The following is a 19855-nucleotide window of genomic DNA, read 5'->3' as shown; positions in this document are numbered from 1 at the left end:
CAAAAACCCGCAATTAAGCGGGTTGAATGGTGTTTAAATTAGTGGGTTTTAGTAAAAGTGAAGCCTGAAAAATAGCGTAATATGATCTAAATCAGCAGCCCTATCTTTTTCAACGTTGATATCATCTAATGAAGCAGTAAAATTAGCTCTTTCTGAAGTAAATTCAGTAATTATCGTTTCTTTCATCTCGTCTAAAGATGCGTAGTTATTGCCAGTTAGTTTTACTGACCACACTTCGTTTTTTAGATTTGATGCGCCTTGAAGGGTATTTATTGGCGTTGAATCACTAAAAGCATAAACAATAAAAGGTTTAGCTGTGTTTTCTGGTTGCTCACCAAGGAAAATGTTATTTGATGTGGCGGTTGATACTGATTCAATCGATTTTATTTTTTCATTTATCTTTTGGGCGATCATTTTAACTTACTCAACTCTATTATTATTGCCTTGCCAGCCTGTTTTACAGCTTCATCTCTTGAAGCAATGAAAGCCGGTTCGATGAAAGGTTTTGCATTTGTGCCAGGGTGCGTTACTTCTGCTGCATTTCTACCGCCAAAACTAAGTACTTTTCGCTTGTTTTTTGGCTTGATTGAGTGTCGTTTGGTGCCTTTTTCAATAAAGTTGGCATAGTAAGCACCATTAAACGCACCTACGGCAGCGGTAAACCCTCCAGCTTTAGATCTGGTGATTTTGTATCTTAATTCTTTTTTAAGCTTTCCTGATTTCCTTGGGGCGCGTTTTCTCATATCCTTTCTAACTACTTGCGCCATTTTTGCAACGCCTTTACGCACTACTTTGGCAGCAACTTTAGATTCCATTGCTTTTAGCGTTTTACTGATCTCTTTAAAGCCGTCTAACTTAATCATAGTTAGACGCATATAACGTTATTTCTCTAGCTGACTCGTATGGATCCGTTTCAACAATCAGATAGCTTTTATTATTAATGGTGGCTCTATATTGACTTGCTGCAATATTCTTTGTGCAAGATGTTTTGTTAACGACTAATTTTATATCACTTATTATTAGGTTTGCATCATCTTCATTAACGGTGTCTATCTTGCTTTTTTTTATCTCACACAGAGTATTAAACTCATGTTGCCAATTTTCGACAGACTCACCAATAGCATTTTGTGTAATTACTTTTTTTTCAAAAATAACCGGGTGGCGCTTTTTGCCAGCACTCATTTGCATATTGACCTGTATGGACCCGCTAAGAATTGAAAAGCGACAGGAACATTTTTGATTGTTGATGAAGATGCTGTTTCTCTATTTTCAAACCAATGAGCAATCATCATTAACATTGCGTGTTTTAAGTCTTCCGTAATAACCATGGCCGTATCAAGTGAATTGTCGTCATCTTCTAATTGACTTTTTGCAGCATCTAAATCAGATTGATTCGCAAACAATTTTCGATTTAAATATGATTGTAAAGCGGCTGTTGCTGCAAGAATAATTCGCGCAAACCAAGGATCAAAATCAATCAACCCCTCTTCAATGCTACATTGTTGCTTACACTCAGATACAGTTATCATTTTTATTTACTTCTCGGGGTGCTTTTTGACTTATTAGCAGGTGTTTTTTTTGCTTCTTCAGCATAACCATTTTTCATGGCGTATTCCTGAGCAATTTCTGGAATGTCTTCACCCTCACTTATAACGGTTAACGAATTACCGTTTAAGTGATATTTAAATTCTTTTAATGCTTTCATATTAAAAAGGGGCTTTCGCCCCCTCCTATTTAGCTAGATGCTTGAGTTAATACCTTGATAGCGTTGCTATCAGTCAACATGCCGCCAGTTCTACGAGTTGTGTAGAAGTGAACAAATGGCTTATTGGTGTAAGGGTCGCGTAAGATACGTGTTCCCATACGGTCAACGATGGTATAGCCACGTTTGAAGTTTCCAAACAAGATACCATTTGCATTAGCCGCTAGATCTGGAAGATCTTCATTTTCAGTAATGCCATAACCTAGCAAAACAGAAGAAGCACCGGCTTCTAATCCAGGCTTCCAAAGGTAGTTTCCATCAGAATCTTTCAGCTTACGAAGTGCGGCAACAGTTAGGTTATTCATCATAAACCCAGCACCTTGACGGTACCCACGCTTAAGCGAATGAATTAAATCAATGATTTCATCACCTGTCACTGCAGTAGCTGAAGCGGCCACTTTGTTTTGTAATTGTCCGAAAGTACGAGATGCATCAACGTCAGTTGATAACGTGTAAGCTAAAATACCTTTCGGCTTATTGGTTCCGTCACCAGATAAGAAAGCTGCACCTTCTTTTTCTGCAAACTCTGTCGCAACTTCACCAGAAATCCATTGTTCAGCATTAAAGAATATATCGTCCAATGAAGTTTGAGTAGCTGCTGGATTGGCGTAAATCTCACCCATAAACGGGGTTAATTGCGCTAATGATGGGCCGTTTGTTTTCGGTCTCGGGTCTGTCTCACCAACCCAACCAGAAGAAGCACCACCAATATTAACCAATTTTTTGTAATCAGCTGATACGGTCATGGTGTGACATAATTGACGCATTGGTGAAGCGTCACGTTCCAACTCTAAGATGTTACGATCTAATTCTTCAGGCACTGCAAAACCGCCATCTGAATCTGAACCAACATTCACATCTTTAGTTTCGATTTGTTCTGTATCACCTTTACGTAAGAACTGAAGGAAACCTTCTTTATATTCTTTTTGGTCTGCACCGGTAATACCTGGTCGGTTTTGCTGTTTCTGCAAAGTTTCTAGATCAGTTTTGATACCGTCAAGTTCACTTAACTTCTCGTTTAGAGAGTCTACCGAAGCTGAAAGTTTAGACTTTTCCTGATCAATACCAGCGATACGTTTGTCATTAGCTTTTTTAAACTCGTCAAACTTGCCACCAAGTTCATCTGCAACGTCTTGAATATCTTTTAATTCAACACCCATAATAATTTCCTATAATTTATAAAATTGATTTAAGCGCTGCGAGCGCCTGTTGTTTATCACCATCTGCATCTCGCAGAGCCTTATAGCCTCTAGCCATAAAGGCTTTTGACTGTGAACGTGTTAAACCTACATCTCGCAGGCATCTCTCAAACAAGGCAGGTTGAGGAATTTCACCGGTTTCAAGGGCGCTTTTTACGTCCGAAATTCTTGCTTCATCATTTGCAGGAAAGGTAACAAGTGATACTTCCCACAAATCGATTTCTTTTAATTCAAATGCTTCTTTTGCTGAATCATATTCCCAATCTTTTAGGGCATAACCGATAGATAACCCTGATAGTGATCCCGCTTTCATGTGGGCATGAGCCCTCTTAGCTAGGGGATCATCATCAATTAACAAGCGGCCTTTTACATAAAGCCCTTCATCGGTTTCTTTCATCTCGGTATAAATACCAATCGGCTCATCCATTTTGTGCATCCACAATAAAGCTGGAAGAGAACCTTTTTCTTTCCATGCATCCAAGGACTTTTGAAAAGCTCCTTTGATAACAATGTCACTGTATGAGTCTTTAACCCCAAACACAGAACCTAAACCTTCAAACTCACCTGTATCAGAAACAGACTTGATCTTTAAGCCTGCATCAAATCTATGTTTTGTCATCATCTGCTTCTTCCTCTGGTTTTTTGCCATTTACATTCATGTTCATTGGTGTCAGGTAAATATCACCACCTTCTCTTGGGTTCATATCTTCCTTAGCTCTGATTTCATTTGGAGATAAAGCGCCAGCTTGTTCAAGTTTTGTGTAAAACTCAGCTCTAGCTTTCATGTCTCCACGCAATAAGGCGTTAACGTTGAATTTAGCGAAGTATGTTTTCCAATCATCACCCGTTAGCAATGACGTTCTAATGCGGTTTTCAATTCTTGTTAGGTAAGGCATTAGAGAATCAGTTACAAATTCCAGTCCTTGATGCTCAATATTGCTAAATGTAGCTTTTTCTAAATCGCCGATTTTATGAGGTGGCACCCTGAATAAACCGGCTATCTCTGAACGCTGAAATTTTCTTGTATCTAAAAGTTGCGCGTCCTCTGGTGTAATTGATACCTGAACCCAATCAAGCCCCCCTTCAAGAATGAAAGGTTTGAACTCATTACCTGAACCTTGGTGATCTTCCATGCGAGTTTTAAGGGTGTTATATTGTTCGTCGCTTAAATTGCCTGGGGTTTTATATCCACCAGCTGGTTTAGCACCATTTTTAAACACCGAAGCGCCATGGGTTTCAGCGGCTTTGGCCAAACCTAAAGAATGACGGGCTTGAGAAATTGGACTAAGACCGTTTACCCCGTCAATTGAAAATAATTTAACGTGGAAAACCTGACTTTTATCTAGCGTTTTTACGGTGCCATTTTTAAACTTAACTTTATATTCAACTTGGTATGAATCATTAAGTTTTGGGGTAACACTATCAGGGGCTAAAGGAAGTAATTCAGATACCCCTTTTCTAGTTCTATTTATAAAGCTGTAGTGATTTCCCCGAAGACACAAATGAGCTATTACAAGCTCCTTCCACTCTTGGGCTGTCATGTAATCATTTGGAGCCAGAGTAAAAAGCTTATGAAGATTATGATCAATGGCCTTCTCTTTAATGGCTCCCTCTTCCTTCATCATGGAAAGGGGCAGCATTCCTACAGACTCAGCCAGAACTCTTACACACTGATACACTGAAATTAATTGCAGGGCATTAGCTGGCGTTATCGATACCCCAGAAGAAGTGTCATACCAACTACCCAAAAAGGACGCGAGCTTTTCAGATGAATCAATTACAACTGCTTCTTTTTTACCAAAAACCCTATTAAATATGTTCATTATAATGTTCTAAACTGTATTTTAACTTCGGTTGGCTGTGTGATAATTCGATTTACCGCCATAAATAATGCCACCATTCCATCAATTTTATTGTCAGCATGGTCTTTGTTAGGAAAGTAATTTTCGTTTTTGTCCACTTTCACCACCACGTTTGAAGCCATCCAATCAAGGACGGGGTTTTTATCTTTATATAAGTTGCCAGAAATAACTTTTGCTTCAGTTTCTTTCATGGCTTCGGATAGGTTTTTGACTGTTTGCGGGATTTCAACCATTGGCGCACCATCAGCGCTCAATCTTATTGACAACTGAGTTGAGCCCCATGGATCAAAGCCAACCGCTTTAACATCAAAGTCACGCAACATCTGACGAATATCAGCTTCAATTACTTCATGATCAATGATGTCACCATCAGTGATCGTTATATGTTCTTGCTTTGCCCAGGTATCGTATAAATTGCCAATCGTTCTGGCTTTTGTGTAAACAGTGCTTTCAGGCAAATAAAATTTTGATAAAACATGTATTTTGTCACCGTCTGGAAATGCGGCAACGACAGCCGCCAAATCAAGCTTATTTGCTAAATCCAAGCCAATGTAACAAGGCAATGTTTTTAAATGTTCAATATCAGATCTGTGTGGTAACTTTTCCCACTTGAGCATATCAAGCCAAGCAACTGCAGCATTCACCCAAACGTTTAAGTGTTTAGTTAAAAAGTTATTGAGCGCTGCAGGTATTTCTCTGGCTTTTTTGGCCAATCTTCTAAGATCATCTAATTTTTTAGATCTTCCCAAGTTGGGGTTGGCTTTTATCCAATTGTTTTCATCAAAGGGATCGTCATCTTCATCAATAGTGAAGATGATCCCAAAGTAGGTATCATCATCAACAACCTTGTCTAAAACTTTCTGAACATAGTCACGCTGTTCAAAGCCAATACCTTGCTTGTTAAAACCTGCTGTAGTGATGGCAAGAATTAAAGCTTGTTCTCTGGCGCCTGTTGCAGTTTCCACAACGTCCCAAACTTCACGGGTTTTATGTGCGTGAATCTCATCCAGAATGCCGCAGTGGACATTTAGACCATCAAGCGTACCAGCGTCACTAGATAGCGGCTCAAATTTGCTTGCGCTCGCCATGTGGTGAATATTTAACTTGTGAACTCCAAACACCTTTTTAAGTGGTGCGGATTTCTTAATCATGTTCTGTGCATCACCAAACACTATTCTTGCTTGGTCTCGAGTTGTAGCTGCGCTATAAACTTCTGCGCCACCCTCTTTATCAAAGGCTGTCATGTAAAGAGCTATCCCAGAACAGAACGTAGATTTTGAATTTTTTCTAGCTACTTCAATGTAAGCGGTTCTGAATCTTCGTAATCCACTTTTCTTATGAACAAAACCAAAGAGGTTTATTAAAATAAAACCTTCCCAGTCCGATAGCTCATAAGGTTGACCGGCCAACTTTCCTTTAACGTGCCTTACAAAATCAGGGAAAAACTCTAGAATTCTGGTTGCTGCTGCTTCGTCAAAGCCCCACTTACCTGAATCAAGATCATCAATAAATCTTTGGCACGATTGCTTAACTTGTTTGCAAGCAACTACATCACCCGCCAAAACATCAACAGCATATTGGCAAGATGATTGAAGTGTAGCCACTTAAACCCCGTATTTTTTTAACGGGTCATCAGGATCTTTATCAGGATTAATTTCTAATTTTGTTCTTGAGCTTGGTGTTAAACCAAATTCAGTTAAGTAGCTTCTAAAAAGGCTTTCGGCTTTTTCAAGCTGCGCCACTTCAGGGTAAGCTTTAACTGTCATATCACCAGCAGTACTAGTGGTTTCATAAGTCGTGCACCCGTATTTTTTAACGGCCTTTTGTAGATCTCTAATGCGCGCATAAACACTACAGAGAATTTCTAATGCATATTCATCAGCTAAAGTTAGGACACCCATTTGATCTAATCTTTGGCAAAGTTTTTTCCATGCCGTTTTAGCTTTGGTGTCCAAGTGTGCTGGACACTTGGGGATCCCTCTTTCGGGTTTTGGCTCATTCTTATTAATGGCACGTTTACCCGGGTTCCCCTTTATCAGTTTCAAAACTGTAGGTGTGGGCTTCGGGGTAGACATTTAAGATCCTAAAAAAAAGTTTCGAAGTTGCGGAGGTGTAAAAAAGACTTGGCAGCGGTGTTGTATAGCAAAGGCTGTAGACTTTTAACCCGCCCCCCTTACTTCCTTATCCTTTCTGTGGCTGTTTTAGTCCTGTGGCAGTCATTACACAATAATTCAAGGTTGCTATGTTCATCATTGCCGCCTTGTTCTCTCGGCTTGATGTGGTCAACCTGAGAGCCTGCCTTAAAAATTCCTTTTCGCTTATGCTCTTGACATAAACCTTTATCTCTTTCCTTTATGAGTTTGGATAATTTTCTCCAAGCCCAACCATAACCTCTGGCTGTGTCATTACCTTTATCCCTTTCGTTCCCATACCAACCACCACGATCTTTATGCTCTTCACAAAAGCCGTGATACTTTGAAGCGCTGGCTATGTTTGGGCATGATGCAGCCCTACATGCTTTACCTGGTCTAATTGGCATTAGTTACACACAAACTGCAGTTGATAGCTCAATAAAATCATCTGGCAATAAAGTGTGAGACATACTGTCATCTACATTGTCTGCTGCAATACCTACAACTTCACAACAGAAGTAAGCTTTAGGGTCTTGGATGCTATAAACTTTAAAGCCCATTCCCAGTAAACCCTTGTAATCATAAGGCTTACCGACTAGCGCTCTTGATTTATTAACATCACCTGGCATTTCTCTATACTCATATGTGGGATAGAGACGCTTAAATACTTTTAGTGGTGTCTTTACAACTCCCGCTTCGGGTCTCGCTTCAATTACATTATCGCCATCAACTACAACTACATGTGTGTATTTGCAGTTTAGTTTTTCTCTTATAGCTACTGACATTTCATGCTGGTTTGTAGCGAGTATAATTTTCATTGCTGCTTAGTGGAGGTGAGCTTATTTAATTGTTGTTCGGCAAACTGCCGATAAGGCTCTAATTCGCCTTCTAGCTTAGATATTTGGTCTTGCAAATGATTGATAGTATTTGTTTGATTATTAACTTGAGTGGATAACAACCCTACTTGTGCTGTTAATGATTCAGTAGCACTCTTCACCATCTTAGGTAGCAAAATCATATAAGCTAAAATGAATGCCAGCAATGCACCAATAGCAAACCCTATTACAAACTCTGGTGTTTTCTCAGAAAGCAAACCAAACAACTCAACGATAATATCCACTTACTTTCCTTCTTAACTATCTATCTTGCCATCACCGGCAAAATCAAAACTGAATTTAAAGATTGCCGCGATTGGCGTGAGAATAGCCGCTATAACACCGGCTTGCGCTGCTGTTACATCTTCAATATTGGTTCCTAACGCCCAAAGAACGGTAATAGATATTAAATAACCAGTGAATAACATTACCAGGCATGAAATAACCCTTGGGAAAGTGCTTAATTTGACTATCTCACTCATTTTAAACGAATCTTATCTGCTATTTTTTCAACAGAACGGCCAGCTACGTAGCCACCTAAGCCGATTTTTAATAAGGTCCATGCGTCTTCAGACAATCTAAACGCCAATAGGCCAAAGCTATCTAATACAACTAAAACTAAAAATGTAAGCATGGTGATTGGGCGCCAATTTCTCTGTATCCAACTTTGCCCATTTGCTTCAGCGGTGATTATTTGAGTCTTACTTTCAAGTAACTTAGTTTCATAATCTAACACTTTGCTTAAAAGGTCGTTCTCGAGCTTAGTGAAAGTGTTTTTTAACTTAAGCTTTTCTTCATCACTGGTATGAATATCATCAATAAGCTTTGCGGCCGGTTTGAAAATATCTGATATAAAAGAAAATATACTCATTGCCATTCACCTGTTCGCATTTGATCTGACATTTCTTGAGCTCGATTTGGCGTATCTTCTCTAAACCAAATTGAATCAAGCATTTCATCTGCACAATTGTCATATTGCTTAGCATCAGCGTACTTTAATGTATTGCTGAATTTAAGAAGTCCACCAGCACCCATTTGAAAGGCCATGTTTATAAATACGGCTTTACGGGCATCATTGTGCTTGTGCATATCAATGATTCGGTGACAATTTTCTTCTACATTAGTTAAATCATTAACTAACAACATCTCAACTTGCTCTTCTGTTAAAGACGTGGTTTGTAACTCTTCAATTACTTGATCTTTAGATAGTGATTTTCTAAATATTGTGAAGCATTCCGAATCACTTAAACCATTGGTTTCAAGGTTTCTACCTACGCCAATAGTCCAATATCCTTTGGTGCATTTGTATATTTCAAGTCGAGTTCCTTCATGTTCACGAATTTGAGCAAATAGCTTTTCATAATTCATTGGATAACTCGCATAAAAAAGCCCCGCACATTGGCGAGGCTGAAATAGGGAAACTTACTTTATTTTGAACACAAAAAAAGCCGCTCTAATTAGGCGGCTTTGTAATCTTGGGCACTACTCCGAGATTGGTAAATTTATACCCTTTTTTGTCAGGTCTAGCAAGTGTTTTTTCACCCAAACACGTTTAATAACATTCGGGATCATAAACTACTAAAGCTGATTGACGTATGTCGTTGGTTTACCATGCTCTATATTTATAAATCCAAAGCACTGCAACCTAATAAGATTCTCCCTTAGAGTAATACGATCGTACCCCATTTTATCAGCCAAAATATGTTGATTTGGTAGAGCATCGCCAACTTTGAAATTACCTTTAATGTGTTCACTTAACTCCCTTAAGTGAATGTACCTTTTCTGCATTTGTAAAAATCTACTTAACATAGTTGTATTCCTAATAAGGAATGAGCTACCCTGTAATTCTCAAGTCGCAGGACTCATTCCTGTTTCCCGTCCAGATTATTCTGGGCGGGTGCTTTTAAAAAGCCTGTATATAATAACAGCTTTAACAACTCCGTCCAGTTATACAGAATTCGATTTCCATTCATGAAATGAATAGTGGTCACGATTTAACTAGCTTCTTTTACCTCACCTTCAGACAAAGTGCCTCTTAAATGATGTTGCACCATTAAATCTAACTGAAGCAATTCATCATAAAGCTTGTTGTATAACTCTCTATGCTTTTTAGTGAAGCTTTGGCGCCCAATATTGAGTAATGCTGATAACTGACTGTCCTTTAATTCATAGCGCTCATGCTCGCGGGTTTCTTTGTTAAATTTTAATAACGAGTGCTTGTAATTAATTACCGAAACTCTGCACAGGTTATTAATGGTTTCTTCTTTAAATTTATACCCCTGCTCTTTTGCAAAATTAACTAATGTTAGGACCAATACTTTTTGGCAAGAGTCATCAAAACAATATTTAAACCTACCCAATGCTTCAGCTTCTTTTTTTAGTTTCTTTTTAGTGAATGGATGAGGAAACGCCAAAGCCCCTGCAACTTCTAGATTATCTGGTGCAGTACCACCAAAACCCATACCGTCTATTTGCTTTGATTTTGTGGTTAGCCTTGCTAAAGCTTTAATTGGGTTTGCCATCGTTTACAGCCCTCTATTTCACAAACTTAGTTAAACAAAATTTACATTCATGCTGTTGTTTTTCGTTTTTATATCCACGCTTTACAATATTCCTGCCTGTGCACCTTGGGCATTCACCTTCTTTAATTTTTGGGTAGTGGCAACCTGTGGGGCCGTTGTGGCCTATATTGTTGATGCGAACATTGGTGGGCCAGTCTTTTAATGTTGGGTATGTCACGCTGCTAGCCTCTACTTAAATTCAAAAACATGGAAAACCAAACTTCCGTTTTCGAGTAAGGCGGTACCTATGAAATCAAAGCCTTTAATTGTGATGTTGTGGCCTGTGCCAAATACATGAAACTCCCTTGCTTCAAGTTCTGCATTAGGATCCACTAAAGCCCAAAGGCAAATTTCATTATTTTGCTCAGCAACAGAAAGTATCTCAGCGCCTTTCGGTATTTCGATCAAGATTGCTGGGGTTAGCGTATATTTCCAAATTACTTTATTCATGCCACCAGCCTTTGTTCTAAAAACTTACACTTCTCTTTATATTCAACTTCAATGGCTTTTAGTTGTTCACATGTGTATTTAGTAATTTCTTTATTACTCTCCAACTCAACTACCTTTTCTAAACCAATCTTCTTAATTAGGTGAATGCGATAATTAGTTAGATTGCCTGATAGATTGTTATTACATGCTGAACATTGTTTATGAACATTTAGCTCATTGAATTTAAGCGCTGAATTAATGCCTGCAGGTTTATAGTGGCCAGCATGGTATTGGCCTGTGTGATGGCGTTGGCAACTTATACACGGTTCGTTAACATCTCTAAGCCTGATAAATTTATTAAACGCTGTTACTGCTTCCCTACGTCTTAAGCTTTTATCATTCAGTTTGAATTTGCGTTTCTTAGCTGCAAACTCTTTGTTTATTATTTTTTTACCTTTAGCAGCTAATTTTTTGATGTTCTTAACACTGTACTCAACCCAACCATCTCGATTACAAAAAGCTTGGGTACCATGAATAAACATTGTGCCTGCTTGTTTACGCTCTCCACAGTTAGCGCATTTACGTTTTGAGTTTGCCATTAGCCTAGCGCCATGTATAAAAGAATAATTGGCCAGAAAAGCACATAAATAACATATGAACCCTCTGGTTCCTTTTGTGAAGTAAATGCTGTCAGAGCGCTAAATAATTGATTAACGCCATGACCTAGAAGTAAGTAAAAAATCACTGTGAGAATTATTTGGTAAATCATCAAACCACCCTCCTATAACTGCCTTCTGTAATCATTCTATTCAAACCTACTTACTCCAAGCAAAAGGTGGGCGCTCTACTATGAACAAATGACGTACATTCTCTAATTCAACTGAATTAACATCCTCTGGGTAACACTCAACAGCAAAAGCTTCGCTATAACCTATCTTTGCTTTTACTCGTTGAATGTTTTCCCATGAAATAGCATCTATAAAAATGTTGTTTGTGGGCCTTTCCCTTTCAACGCTTATTCTTACTGCGTGTTCTTCGTCATAAACATGAACTAGAAAATCATTAACAAGAAACACCTTAATCAAATCTTTACGATCATTAGGCCATTCACTCTTAGGTAATTCCTTAAACCTTTTCACTTATTCACCCCCATGCACTTGTTAAGTATTTCACGAAATATTGATTGCTCATGTTCTGGTAATTCTGATATTTCTTTTTCTATGGTTACTCGAGTAATTTTGTCCTTTAATCTTTTAGGGGGTGTTATCCTGTGGATCCTTGCTTGGTGAACTAGAAAGGTAGCTCTACGCTTAAGTGATTCAATACGATTTTCTTCTGGTGGCTTGTTAGCTAGGTTATGGGTCATGCTGCTTTATTCCTTAACTCATACACATTTACACTTTGCTTCTTCTCTAACGCTTCTAGGGCGTCGGCAGCATCACGTAATCGCTGAACAAGGCTGTTAGCTGTCCTGTTGTGGGAATATTCAACAAGTACTTTCCTGTCTTCTTTAAGAACGTATTGGTTAACACCATGAGCAGGTGTATGTTCTGGTGATATGTTGACTATTGAAATCATGCAGCCACCTTCTTGTTTTGGCCGTATTGCTCCCTTAATTTCCTAGCGTTTTCACACTCTTCAATTTTTGCGGGGCCCTTAGAAGATGTTGTTGCCTCTGCGTGTGTAAGTGCTGGCTTGGTTGCTGGTGGATTTTTAGCGTATATCGTTGGATAACCAGCAATGATGGAATCGTTGATTAACTCGGTGACGTTCTGACCTTGATTTGCCAGTCCAATAATTTTGTCAGCCAAAAGTTTAACGGCTTCATGATCCATTGGTTTTTTGATTCTTTTTCGATGAAGAACAAAACGATTTAACGATTCAATTGAAAAACCAACACACTGACTTAGTGATTCAATGACAGGTTCAGTAATGACAGGTTCAAGAGTGACAGATTCGGGCGTCATTTTGACGCTAGGGGGTGGCGTCAAATTGTCGCTAGGGGTAGCGTCATTTTGTCGCGGGGGTAGCGTCATTTTGTCCCCCCGTGGGGCGTCAGATTGTCGCCCCTTATTATGGATAGTTATTTTGTATAAGTTGCTTTGATTTCCTTGTTTACCAGGACGAAGGGTCTTCTCAATTAAACCCATTTCTTCTAACTTTGAAATATGGCGCTGAGCAGTCTTAACGCTACACTCACAAACCCTAGCTATGGTTTCATAAGATGGCCAACACTCTCCTTTGTCATTGGCATTATCAGCAAGTTTAACAAGCACTAGCTTGGATGTTGAATTTCCAACTACAGCTTCCATAGCAGCGATCATCATTTTTAGGCTCATGGGGTAACACTCTTGTAAAAATCAAATAATTGGCTCATACTCTTCTCGTTGTTTGAATTAGCCCCTGAGAGATTGCGACTCTATGACGGGGCTTTTTTAATGCTTGAAATTAAGTAACGTTATTAACGCTTACAATCGCTTCTAAACGACCAATAGAACATCTAAGCTGCTCTGAAATACTCTCTTCAAACATCTCTGCAAAACGGGTTAAAACTTTTATTTCTGTTTCTATGCCATTTAAATCAGTTAATTCGTTTGGTAATCGGGCTGGTGGCTTTAAACGCTCTTCTATCTTGGTTAGTTCTAATTCAACTTTGCACGGTTCAGGTATGCCTTCTGGTGCCTCCCACTCTTCAACAGAGCCAAGTTGTTCAACTAAAGTCACCCACACTCCACCAGCGGATTTTTTAATTAAGAGATCGTTTTTCATTTTTCCTAGTTCACGACTCACATTAGCCAAATCAACTTCATCAACCTGATCAGCCAATTCTTTACTAGTTAAACTAGGGTTTTCTTTTATCGCTTTAAATAAATCTTCTCTAAGACTCATAGTGTGTTTCTCTATCTGCTATGTAGTAACCCCAATTAGCCAGTGAAAGACTAACTGCAGCGCTAATAAGTGTTCGGTTCATCATCTATCTGTCCAGCCGTCTCGCATAAATCACCTATATAGTTAAATGGTTAATACACCGGCTAGTTACTTATCTAGCGCCCGACTGCAGGCAGATTTATTAAAAACAAAGTTTCTATTAAAGACTCGGCCATTCAGTGTATTGATAGTGGCTCTTAAATTTACTGTGGCTGTAACCCTAGCTCTGCCCCATATCTGAGAACAGTTACCGTTAGCACCTCTCTTCGGTACCTCTGTCGCGATTTAACTAACCACGAACCACTATCAATACACCGCCACTAACGGTGGCGAATCGCTAAACTAAAAAGTGCTTGGTTGTGCAATCCCACGAATTGCAGACATAAAACCTTTTTGTAAGTCAGTCTTTCCCGTAGCAATCCAACGTTGATCTAAGGACTCTTTAGCCTGTAATTTGTCGATGTACGCACCAACCTTTACTGAAAGCTCTTTTCCTTCATTCATCAAGTCGATTTCTTCTTGAGATAAATCTCTATAGCCTTTGATTTTTTTATGTTGGTTATCCATTTTTATTCCTAACTAAGTTGGCGTTAAAAAGCCGGTAGCCTTAACCGGCTTTTCGTTTTCTACTCAATGCCCAAATAAACGGGTTATTTTTCTACTTTTTATTTTTACTAAAACTTATATGCGGTTACTTTTTGCCAACCTACCTTTTCAGGAAGTGCGGCATTTTTTACGTAAACCATATTCACTGCTGTATGTTTAGAATGAGCTTTATTTGAAACAAGCTCGGTGATCATGGGCCTTCGTTCTTCAACCGTTAATTCAGTTAATTTAATGGTGTTAGCCACAACGTTAACTTCTGTTAGTTCAGTTGGTTTAGAAGGTGTAATTTCCCCAACAATTAATTCGGTAGCCGGTTGAATTAAACCGGTTGCTTCATTAATTGGAGTGGCGTTGGCAAAAGCGCTAACCAAAGCCAAAGCGGCTACAGCTAAAATCTTTTTATTCAACATGGGTGTTACTCCTTTTTGTTTTAGTTAATTACCAGTCTTGCAGTCTGGTACCCACTTAGCCGCAATTAAGCGGCTTGAATGGTTACTAAAGTGATGTGAATCACCACATCAGTAAGCAAAACAATATAAAAATAACAATCAGCTCAACTCTGCTGTTTTTGTCAGTACATCGATAATTGCCATTTCTTAATTCTCGATCTAAGTTTTTAGGCTTATAACTTTGGCCAAACTTTTTATTATCCGTAGGTATACAAATCATAAAGTGGTGCTCCAACCCAAAAAGCTAAATAAGCCAATCCGACATACAACACTGGCTTCCATATGTATTTAAAAGCTCGCATAACTACATCGTGATAATTCATGCTATGCAGCGTTTAAAGGTGTTGGAGGTAAAGTGCTGTCATTAGCGGCTCTAACGTTCTGTAAGTTAGTTAAGCTAAATAGATTTAGTGTTTTAACGATGATGTTATATTTCATGCTGCGCCTCTTTTGGTGGGAAAACCTCTTCAACTGAGCAATCAACCCCAAGATCATTAAGTCCTGCTACTATTGAATGGCAATCTGTAATATTTGGTGTGCGTATATCTCTTTCATAATTAGCTATACGGGCTTTTTGATAGCCGATTTTAGTCGCTAACTCTTTTTGAGTTATTTTGGGTGTTCGCTTTTGTCTGAATTGGCTAATGCGGTTCATTAATTAAGTTCACGTTTCGTTTTCTTTACAATAATCGCAACGTGGACTTCTTGCAAGTATTTTTACTAATGTTTTAAATTTTAGGCAATAAAAAACCCGCTCGAATGGCGGGTTTGATTTTTAAGTGGCGTGGTTAGGAGTCGTTATTTATTACTTCCAGCAACTCTTTGAGTTTTACTTTTGAATATGTGTTTCCGTAACTATCACTACTGACGTCAAAAATAATATCTTCATACGTATCTATCATTAAAACTCGAATTTTGACTGATTCCCCAGCGATCATCTTTTTGAGGTAGCTTATTGGAATAATAACTGGTGCAGAACTTTTCGTATAAATAGTTTTGGTTACAGTGTTGTAGCTTCCTGATGATAATGCAGTACTCCTGGCAGTTTCGAAGGAACGAAACTCACCATCAATATTAACCTTCATCCCAGTAAATGTTTCGTATGCGTCACCAGACGATACAGAGCCGTTATAGACCATGTACAATATTATCGACTCTGGATTGTTACTAGTCCATTTTGCAGCAAACATGGTGCTGGGGCCAAACGTCTTACTGTTATAATTTCTGGAGTTGGATAACTCAATTATTTTAGCGTTATCAAAATCAGAAACACTCTGCGTAATATTGCCAATTCCCGCCAGTTCATCCATAGTGCTAGCGCAGTTAGACAGCCCAAATATTGAGATGGCAATAATTGCTAATTTTTTAATAAAACATGTTTTCCTTTCAATCATATTAACTCCTTTTGCAACTTAAAGTTGCTGAATCATGTGGAATGTTTATAATGTCATAAAGTACACGTAACGTATATACGTATAATTAATAAGGTGATACGTGGATAGATTTATATTAGGCGAAAGAATTAAAGAGCTTAGAACGCAAGCCGGCTTAACTCAAGAATCTTTGGGTAGTCAATGCAACGGCTGGACAAAAACTAGGATCTCTAATTATGAAAGCGGGGAAAGAACCCCATCCAACGAACATTTATTTGTTATCTCGGATGTATTGAAAGGATATATTGGGGATGATGCTATATTCTATCTTCTTACTGGCAAGAATATTCCAGACTATCTAGCTGATTCTAATTATAAAACGCCATTCGTCTCTTTTGCGCCTAAAGATGCGGTTAGCATATTGAAAAATGTTTTAGACTCAGCGGTTGAATTTGGCTTAATCAATACTCCTGACAAATCAAATGTGACTAATATAATTTCTACATATTCTAAAAAATGTAATGACTATATTAACCGCCAAGATAATCAGAAAACCGTATAACCTTACCTTCATTCTTAGTATGCGCTCTAATTTTAATTTTCATTAAATAGTCGCGCATTTTACCCTGTAAAACTTCCCTTTCTTCCATCAATATTGATAAATCTTGTTCAGAATCTACAATATTTATGTACTCTTTTATAAGAAGGTAGGCATCTTTATCTTGATCATAAGTCTCAATCGGCACCCTTCGAAGGTAGCTAATTAGAGCTAGTGAACTCACTACCCCGATACATAAAACCATACCAAATACAACGAATTCCATAACTACAACTCTCCATTTTGGTTATTTAGTTTACCAAACATTGTGGTAAAAACAAAAATAATAACAGTTATCGTAATACCTAAATTAAATGTTGGGATAAGATGTTTATATATAAAACCAAATAAATCTGATTGTAATAGCACCCTATCAGCATATCTGATCATTTGTGTAGCACCCAACAAACCATAGCTAATCAATATAAAACTACTTGCTTTATCTCTAGGTAAGTTCATTTTAAGGCAGCAAAAAATTGTAATTATTATAAATAGAAAATCAGTTAGCCCAAACCCCATATACCATAGAGTTCTTATGGCGTTTTTTGAAAGTGATTCGGATAACGTTTCAAGCAAAAAAACCTCATACCACACATGGAAGATCTGAAGTACTACTGCAAATAAAAGTGTTATTCCAATAGATGTTCTTTGCTTGGCCATCAAATATATTGCGAATAATGCCGCTACATTAAGTAGCAGCAAATATTCACTAATTAAGTATAAAAAATCATACATTCATTTATGCTGGTTCTCTTCCACTTCCATTCCCTGCAAAAGCATTTACTTGCGAGCTAGCGCTACAGAAGTAAGGGATTATAGAGCAGAAAAAACCATCTCCCGAAGTTGTGGTTGATATTGCCGGCTCCCTCCCACTTCCATTCCCTGCCGCTAACACCGAAGAGCTAACTAACAACGCTGTAAGAAGGGTAATTGCGCCAGTTTTAATTAATTTATTACGTTTCATATATCACCTAAATTCAAATTAGCTGCGACCTTGCAGCAAGCTGAAAATACTACCTAGCGACATATGAAACAATGAAACTGTAAGGACAATAGCAAAATACTTTACAAAAGTACACGCTATGATTTGATTTAATAAATTATACGTGTACTATTAAGTTATCGAAACGCAACAACCAATTAATCGCAACGTTAACTTTCGTGTTTATTTATTGTCCAGTTGGAGTAGATATTTACACACATTAAGCCGCTGAGCAATGGTTAAGGCAAACAAGGTTTCAAGGAAACATTATGACTACTTTAGCAACCGCACAAATTGTCGAGCACCGAATGACTGAGCCAGTAAATAATTACCAAAACACTGTTGATTATTTCTATGAAGAAATAGTTAAAGGGCTAACCGACTCTGAATTTTATGCGCTGCAGTATTGCGCTACTGAAAAGATGAATGCATTAGATCAGTCAGATATTAAACATACAAGTATTGAAGACATAGCAAAGCATTATGCAAATGTTGAAGCAAAAGCTTTTCTAACAATCCACCAGCAAAAAGCAGCTTAAGGAACAGTTATGGCTAAAACATATGAAGAAAAACTTATCCATTATGCTACCGCGCCTAGAGCTTCAGCAGGGAAAATCACTCAAATAGTCAACGGGGCTTTTGTTGATTACTGGGTGGGCAAGTTGAGAGGAAAATTTGTGAAAATTGGCGATGAATTTAAATTTAATAACAAGCAAGACGCAATAAATCTAGCTAGACGTTACCGCGAAGATTGCAAGCAAGAAGCTATTAAAAAAAGCTTAATTTAATAAAAGCCCTCTTTCGAGGGCAGTGTAAAACCGACTGGCCAAAGTTTTCGACGACACAAGCCAGTCAAGATTAAACAAATGGAGTTTAACTGAAGATGAAAATATATATAACAAATGAAGAAAAAATTTTAAATAAATCACTTTCTCTATTAATTCAATCAATCAATTCATTCAACAAAAATAGCGGTGGTTACGCTAGGTTTCAGATAATCGCTGATTCGGTTTGTGTTACTAGAACGCTTAGTAATGGCTCTTGCAACATGCAAAAGTTTACTAACGATAAGGTTGGGTTTTCTAGAGCTATTCACTTTATTGAAAGTTCATCTGCCAAGGAAGGCAATCTTCAAGAGGTGGCAGCGTGAGTAGTAAAGGCATAAACAAAGTAATTTTGGTGGGTAATTTAGGTAAAGATCCAGAAGTGCGTTTCACACCAAATGGTAAAGCAGTTGCTAACTTAACATTGGCCACTTCTGAAAGTTGGAAAGACCAAAGCGGCCAAATTCAAGAAAAAACAGAATGGCACCGCGTGTCAATGTTTGGAAAACTGGCCGAGATTGCCGGTGAATATTTACGTAAAGGTAGCCAGGTTTACATTGAAGGTAAATTACAAACCCGTAAGTGGCAAGATCAACAAGGCCAAGATAGATACACAACAGAGGTGGTGTTAGACCCGTTTAACGGTGTAATGCAAATGTTAGGCGCCAAAGGTAATCAATCTTCAGTAGGTGGATCTCAAGGCCCACAAAATCCAACACCGCAATCGGCACCACAACAAAATCAAGGATTTAATCAAACGCACCAAGGTCAACAGCAAGGGCAAAAGGCAGCACCTATGGCAGAACCTGATTTTGATTTTGATGATGACATTCCATTTGCGCCTATCGGCTTGCAGCATCCAGCCTTACTTAATTGCATTTAAGGTCATCTAATGAATAAAGACAAGCCTAAAAATTTATCAGCTAACCAGTTAAAAATTTATGACCTGGTTAGTGACTCTACTCATACACCAACCAACATTGCTGATCGTTGTGGTTATTCACTCCCCACAATTAGAAAGTGGATGTATGGAGAGCTTGAACCAAATGAATTTGCTGTTAGATGCATGATTGACACAATTGAAATACTTAAAAAAGTACCTTCTGACAAAAAAGTTTATTGGTCCTCAAGGGTGAACGAAATTAAAAGGTTTTTGGATAGTGGTATGAATAAAGCTGAAATAGCTAGAGCTATGAGCGTTAGATCATCAACTATTCATTACGCAATTAAAACTTATATGCCTGACTATAAAAGGGCCGCTTAATGAAAGATTAC

General features: G+C 38.2%; 37 protein-coding genes. 6 read left to right on the top strand and 31 right to left on the bottom strand.

Annotated features, from left to right (window positions below):
• Positions 1-48 precede the first annotated feature (48 nt).
• From ACSHXM_RS09285 to ACSHXM_RS09145, 29 genes are all read right to left on the bottom strand, one after another.
• Positions 49-414: a hypothetical protein gene (locus tag ACSHXM_RS09285; RefSeq protein ID WP_435688481.1), complete on the bottom strand. Its 366-nt coding sequence runs from the start codon at positions 412-414 to the stop codon at positions 49-51.
• Entirely contained in the window at positions 411-863 is a 453-nt protein-coding gene (locus ACSHXM_RS09280; RefSeq protein WP_435688480.1) for an HK97-gp10 family putative phage morphogenesis protein, read from the bottom strand. Before ACSHXM_RS09280 ends, ACSHXM_RS09285 begins: the two co-directional genes overlap by 4 nt.
• A complete protein-coding gene (locus ACSHXM_RS09275; protein ID WP_435688479.1) occupies positions 856-1182 on the bottom strand; it encodes a phage head completion protein in 327 nt (108 codons plus the stop codon). The genes ACSHXM_RS09280 and ACSHXM_RS09275 overlap by 8 nt, the downstream gene beginning before the upstream one ends.
• Complete coding sequence (locus tag ACSHXM_RS09270) at positions 1179-1529, bottom strand: head-tail connector protein (RefSeq protein WP_435688478.1); 351 nt, start codon at positions 1527-1529, stop codon at positions 1179-1181. Before ACSHXM_RS09270 ends, ACSHXM_RS09275 begins: the two co-directional genes overlap by 4 nt.
• A 2-nt stretch (positions 1530-1531) precedes the next feature.
• On the bottom strand, positions 1532-1705 hold the full coding sequence (locus ACSHXM_RS09265) for a hypothetical protein (protein WP_435688477.1): 174 nt from the start codon (positions 1703-1705) through the stop codon (positions 1532-1534).
• A 29-nt stretch (positions 1706-1734) separates the two neighbouring features.
• On the bottom strand, positions 1735-2922 hold the full coding sequence (locus ACSHXM_RS09260; protein ID WP_435688476.1) for a phage major capsid protein: 1188 nt from the start codon (positions 2920-2922) through the stop codon (positions 1735-1737).
• A 16-nt stretch (positions 2923-2938) separates the two neighbouring features.
• Positions 2939-3583 carry an HK97 family phage prohead protease gene (locus tag ACSHXM_RS09255; RefSeq protein ID WP_435688475.1) on the bottom strand — a complete coding sequence of 215 codons (645 nt, stop codon included), beginning with the start codon at positions 3581-3583 and terminating at the stop codon, positions 2939-2941.
• The gene (locus tag ACSHXM_RS09250) at positions 3567-4784 is read right to left on the bottom strand and encodes a phage portal protein (protein WP_435688474.1); all 1218 of its coding nucleotides are present in this window, start codon (positions 4782-4784) and stop codon (positions 3567-3569) included. Before ACSHXM_RS09250 ends, ACSHXM_RS09255 begins: the two co-directional genes overlap by 17 nt.
• Positions 4784-6427, bottom strand: a complete 1644-nt coding sequence (locus ACSHXM_RS09245) for a terminase large subunit (protein WP_435688473.1) — start codon at positions 6425-6427, stop codon at positions 4784-4786. Before ACSHXM_RS09245 ends, ACSHXM_RS09250 begins: the two co-directional genes overlap by 1 nt.
• Positions 6428-6898: a phage terminase small subunit P27 family gene (locus ACSHXM_RS09240; protein ID WP_435688472.1), complete on the bottom strand. Its 471-nt coding sequence runs from the start codon at positions 6896-6898 to the stop codon at positions 6428-6430.
• 98 nt (positions 6899-6996) lie between these two features.
• Positions 6997-7362, bottom strand: a complete 366-nt coding sequence (locus ACSHXM_RS09235) for an HNH endonuclease (protein ID WP_435688471.1) — start codon at positions 7360-7362, stop codon at positions 6997-6999.
• Positions 7363-7365: 3 nt separating this feature from the next.
• Positions 7366-7773 carry a hypothetical protein gene (locus ACSHXM_RS09230; protein WP_435688470.1) on the bottom strand — a complete coding sequence of 136 codons (408 nt, stop codon included), beginning with the start codon at positions 7771-7773 and terminating at the stop codon, positions 7366-7368.
• Positions 7770-8075 carry a hypothetical protein gene (locus tag ACSHXM_RS09225; protein ID WP_435688469.1) on the bottom strand — a complete coding sequence of 102 codons (306 nt, stop codon included), beginning with the start codon at positions 8073-8075 and terminating at the stop codon, positions 7770-7772. Before ACSHXM_RS09225 ends, ACSHXM_RS09230 begins: the two co-directional genes overlap by 4 nt.
• Before the next feature lie 12 nt (positions 8076-8087).
• Positions 8088-8312 carry a hypothetical protein gene (locus ACSHXM_RS09220; RefSeq protein WP_435688468.1) on the bottom strand — a complete coding sequence of 75 codons (225 nt, stop codon included), beginning with the start codon at positions 8310-8312 and terminating at the stop codon, positions 8088-8090.
• Positions 8309-8701, bottom strand: a complete 393-nt coding sequence (locus ACSHXM_RS09215) for a 3TM-type holin (RefSeq protein WP_435688467.1) — start codon at positions 8699-8701, stop codon at positions 8309-8311. The genes ACSHXM_RS09220 and ACSHXM_RS09215 overlap by 4 nt, the downstream gene beginning before the upstream one ends.
• Positions 8698-9198, bottom strand: coding sequence for a glycoside hydrolase family protein (locus tag ACSHXM_RS09210; protein WP_435688466.1), 501 nt, complete (start codon positions 9196-9198; stop codon positions 8698-8700). Before ACSHXM_RS09210 ends, ACSHXM_RS09215 begins: the two co-directional genes overlap by 4 nt.
• A gap of 210 nt (positions 9199-9408) precedes the next feature.
• On the bottom strand, positions 9409-9618 hold the full coding sequence (locus ACSHXM_RS09205) for a GntR family transcriptional regulator (RefSeq protein ID WP_435688499.1): 210 nt from the start codon (positions 9616-9618) through the stop codon (positions 9409-9411).
• A 206-nt stretch (positions 9619-9824) separates the two neighbouring features.
• Positions 9825-10352, bottom strand: coding sequence for a hypothetical protein (locus tag ACSHXM_RS09200; protein WP_435688465.1), 528 nt, complete (start codon positions 10350-10352; stop codon positions 9825-9827).
• Between the two features lie 228 nt (positions 10353-10580).
• Positions 10581-10841, bottom strand: a complete 261-nt coding sequence (locus ACSHXM_RS09195) for a DUF7352 domain-containing protein (protein WP_435688464.1) — start codon at positions 10839-10841, stop codon at positions 10581-10583.
• Positions 10838-11419: a recombination protein NinG gene (locus ACSHXM_RS09190; protein WP_435688463.1), complete on the bottom strand. Its 582-nt coding sequence runs from the start codon at positions 11417-11419 to the stop codon at positions 10838-10840. The genes ACSHXM_RS09195 and ACSHXM_RS09190 overlap by 4 nt, the downstream gene beginning before the upstream one ends.
• Before the next feature lie 216 nt (positions 11420-11635).
• Complete coding sequence (locus ACSHXM_RS09185) at positions 11636-11959, bottom strand: DUF7694 domain-containing protein (RefSeq protein ID WP_435688462.1); 324 nt, start codon at positions 11957-11959, stop codon at positions 11636-11638.
• Positions 11956-12186, bottom strand: a complete 231-nt coding sequence (locus ACSHXM_RS09180; RefSeq protein WP_435688461.1) for a hypothetical protein — start codon at positions 12184-12186, stop codon at positions 11956-11958. Before ACSHXM_RS09180 ends, ACSHXM_RS09185 begins: the two co-directional genes overlap by 4 nt.
• A complete protein-coding gene (locus tag ACSHXM_RS09175; protein ID WP_435688460.1) occupies positions 12183-12398 on the bottom strand; it encodes a hypothetical protein in 216 nt (71 codons plus the stop codon). The genes ACSHXM_RS09180 and ACSHXM_RS09175 overlap by 4 nt, the downstream gene beginning before the upstream one ends.
• Positions 12395-13159 carry a helix-turn-helix domain-containing protein gene (locus ACSHXM_RS09170; protein ID WP_435688459.1) on the bottom strand — a complete coding sequence of 255 codons (765 nt, stop codon included), beginning with the start codon at positions 13157-13159 and terminating at the stop codon, positions 12395-12397. The genes ACSHXM_RS09175 and ACSHXM_RS09170 overlap by 4 nt, the downstream gene beginning before the upstream one ends.
• Before the next feature lie 109 nt (positions 13160-13268).
• On the bottom strand, positions 13269-13709 hold the full coding sequence (locus tag ACSHXM_RS09165; protein ID WP_435688458.1) for a hypothetical protein: 441 nt from the start codon (positions 13707-13709) through the stop codon (positions 13269-13271).
• A gap of 381 nt (positions 13710-14090) precedes the next feature.
• Complete coding sequence (locus tag ACSHXM_RS09160; protein ID WP_435688457.1) at positions 14091-14315, bottom strand: Acb2/Tad1 domain-containing protein; 225 nt, start codon at positions 14313-14315, stop codon at positions 14091-14093.
• Between the two features lie 107 nt (positions 14316-14422).
• Positions 14423-14764: a hypothetical protein gene (locus tag ACSHXM_RS09155; RefSeq protein WP_435688456.1), complete on the bottom strand. Its 342-nt coding sequence runs from the start codon at positions 14762-14764 to the stop codon at positions 14423-14425.
• Between the two features lie 466 nt (positions 14765-15230).
• Positions 15231-15458: a helix-turn-helix transcriptional regulator gene (locus ACSHXM_RS09150; RefSeq protein WP_435688455.1), complete on the bottom strand. Its 228-nt coding sequence runs from the start codon at positions 15456-15458 to the stop codon at positions 15231-15233.
• A gap of 133 nt (positions 15459-15591) precedes the next feature.
• The gene (locus tag ACSHXM_RS09145; RefSeq protein WP_435688454.1) at positions 15592-16197 is read right to left on the bottom strand and encodes a hypothetical protein; all 606 of its coding nucleotides are present in this window, start codon (positions 16195-16197) and stop codon (positions 15592-15594) included.
• 100 nt (positions 16198-16297) lie between these two features.
• On the opposite strand from ACSHXM_RS09145, the gene ACSHXM_RS09140 reads away from it, so the two are divergent.
• The gene (locus ACSHXM_RS09140) at positions 16298-16738 is read left to right on the top strand and encodes a helix-turn-helix domain-containing protein (protein ID WP_435688453.1); all 441 of its coding nucleotides are present in this window, start codon (positions 16298-16300) and stop codon (positions 16736-16738) included.
• Here the strand turns inward: ACSHXM_RS09140 and ACSHXM_RS09135 are convergent.
• Together ACSHXM_RS09135 and ACSHXM_RS09130 are read right to left on the bottom strand one after the other, a co-directional pair.
• Entirely contained in the window at positions 16707-17000 is a 294-nt protein-coding gene (locus ACSHXM_RS09135) for a hypothetical protein (protein WP_435688452.1), read from the bottom strand. The two genes, ACSHXM_RS09140 and ACSHXM_RS09135, sit on opposite strands and share 32 nt — an antisense overlap.
• Positions 17001-17002: 2 nt before the next feature.
• Complete coding sequence (locus ACSHXM_RS09130) at positions 17003-17509, bottom strand: hypothetical protein (protein ID WP_435688451.1); 507 nt, start codon at positions 17507-17509, stop codon at positions 17003-17005.
• 516 nt (positions 17510-18025) lie between these two features.
• On the opposite strand from ACSHXM_RS09130, the gene ACSHXM_RS09125 reads away from it, so the two are divergent.
• From ACSHXM_RS09125 to ACSHXM_RS09105, 5 genes are all read left to right on the top strand, one after another.
• The gene (locus ACSHXM_RS09125) at positions 18026-18295 is read left to right on the top strand and encodes a hypothetical protein (protein ID WP_435688450.1); all 270 of its coding nucleotides are present in this window, start codon (positions 18026-18028) and stop codon (positions 18293-18295) included.
• A 9-nt stretch (positions 18296-18304) separates the two neighbouring features.
• Positions 18305-18544, top strand: a complete 240-nt coding sequence (locus tag ACSHXM_RS09120; protein WP_435688449.1) for a hypothetical protein — start codon at positions 18305-18307, stop codon at positions 18542-18544.
• Between the two features lie 95 nt (positions 18545-18639).
• Positions 18640-18906 (top strand): hypothetical protein, encoded by a 267-nt coding sequence (locus tag ACSHXM_RS09115; protein ID WP_435688448.1) that lies wholly within the window; start codon positions 18640-18642, stop codon positions 18904-18906.
• Entirely contained in the window at positions 18903-19463 is a 561-nt protein-coding gene (gene ssb, locus ACSHXM_RS09110; RefSeq protein WP_435688447.1) for a single-stranded DNA-binding protein, read from the top strand. The genes ACSHXM_RS09115 and ssb overlap by 4 nt, the downstream gene beginning before the upstream one ends.
• A 9-nt stretch (positions 19464-19472) precedes the next feature.
• Entirely contained in the window at positions 19473-19844 is a 372-nt protein-coding gene (locus tag ACSHXM_RS09105; RefSeq protein ID WP_435688446.1) for a hypothetical protein, read from the top strand.
• The last annotated feature ends 11 nt before the right edge of the window (positions 19845-19855 follow it).

It is taken from the genome of Paraglaciecola sp. (genome assembly GCF_051252315.1).
Taxonomy (GTDB): domain Bacteria; phylum Pseudomonadota; class Gammaproteobacteria; order Enterobacterales; family Alteromonadaceae; genus Paraglaciecola.
This window is presented reverse-complemented; position numbering and strand designations above follow the sequence as displayed.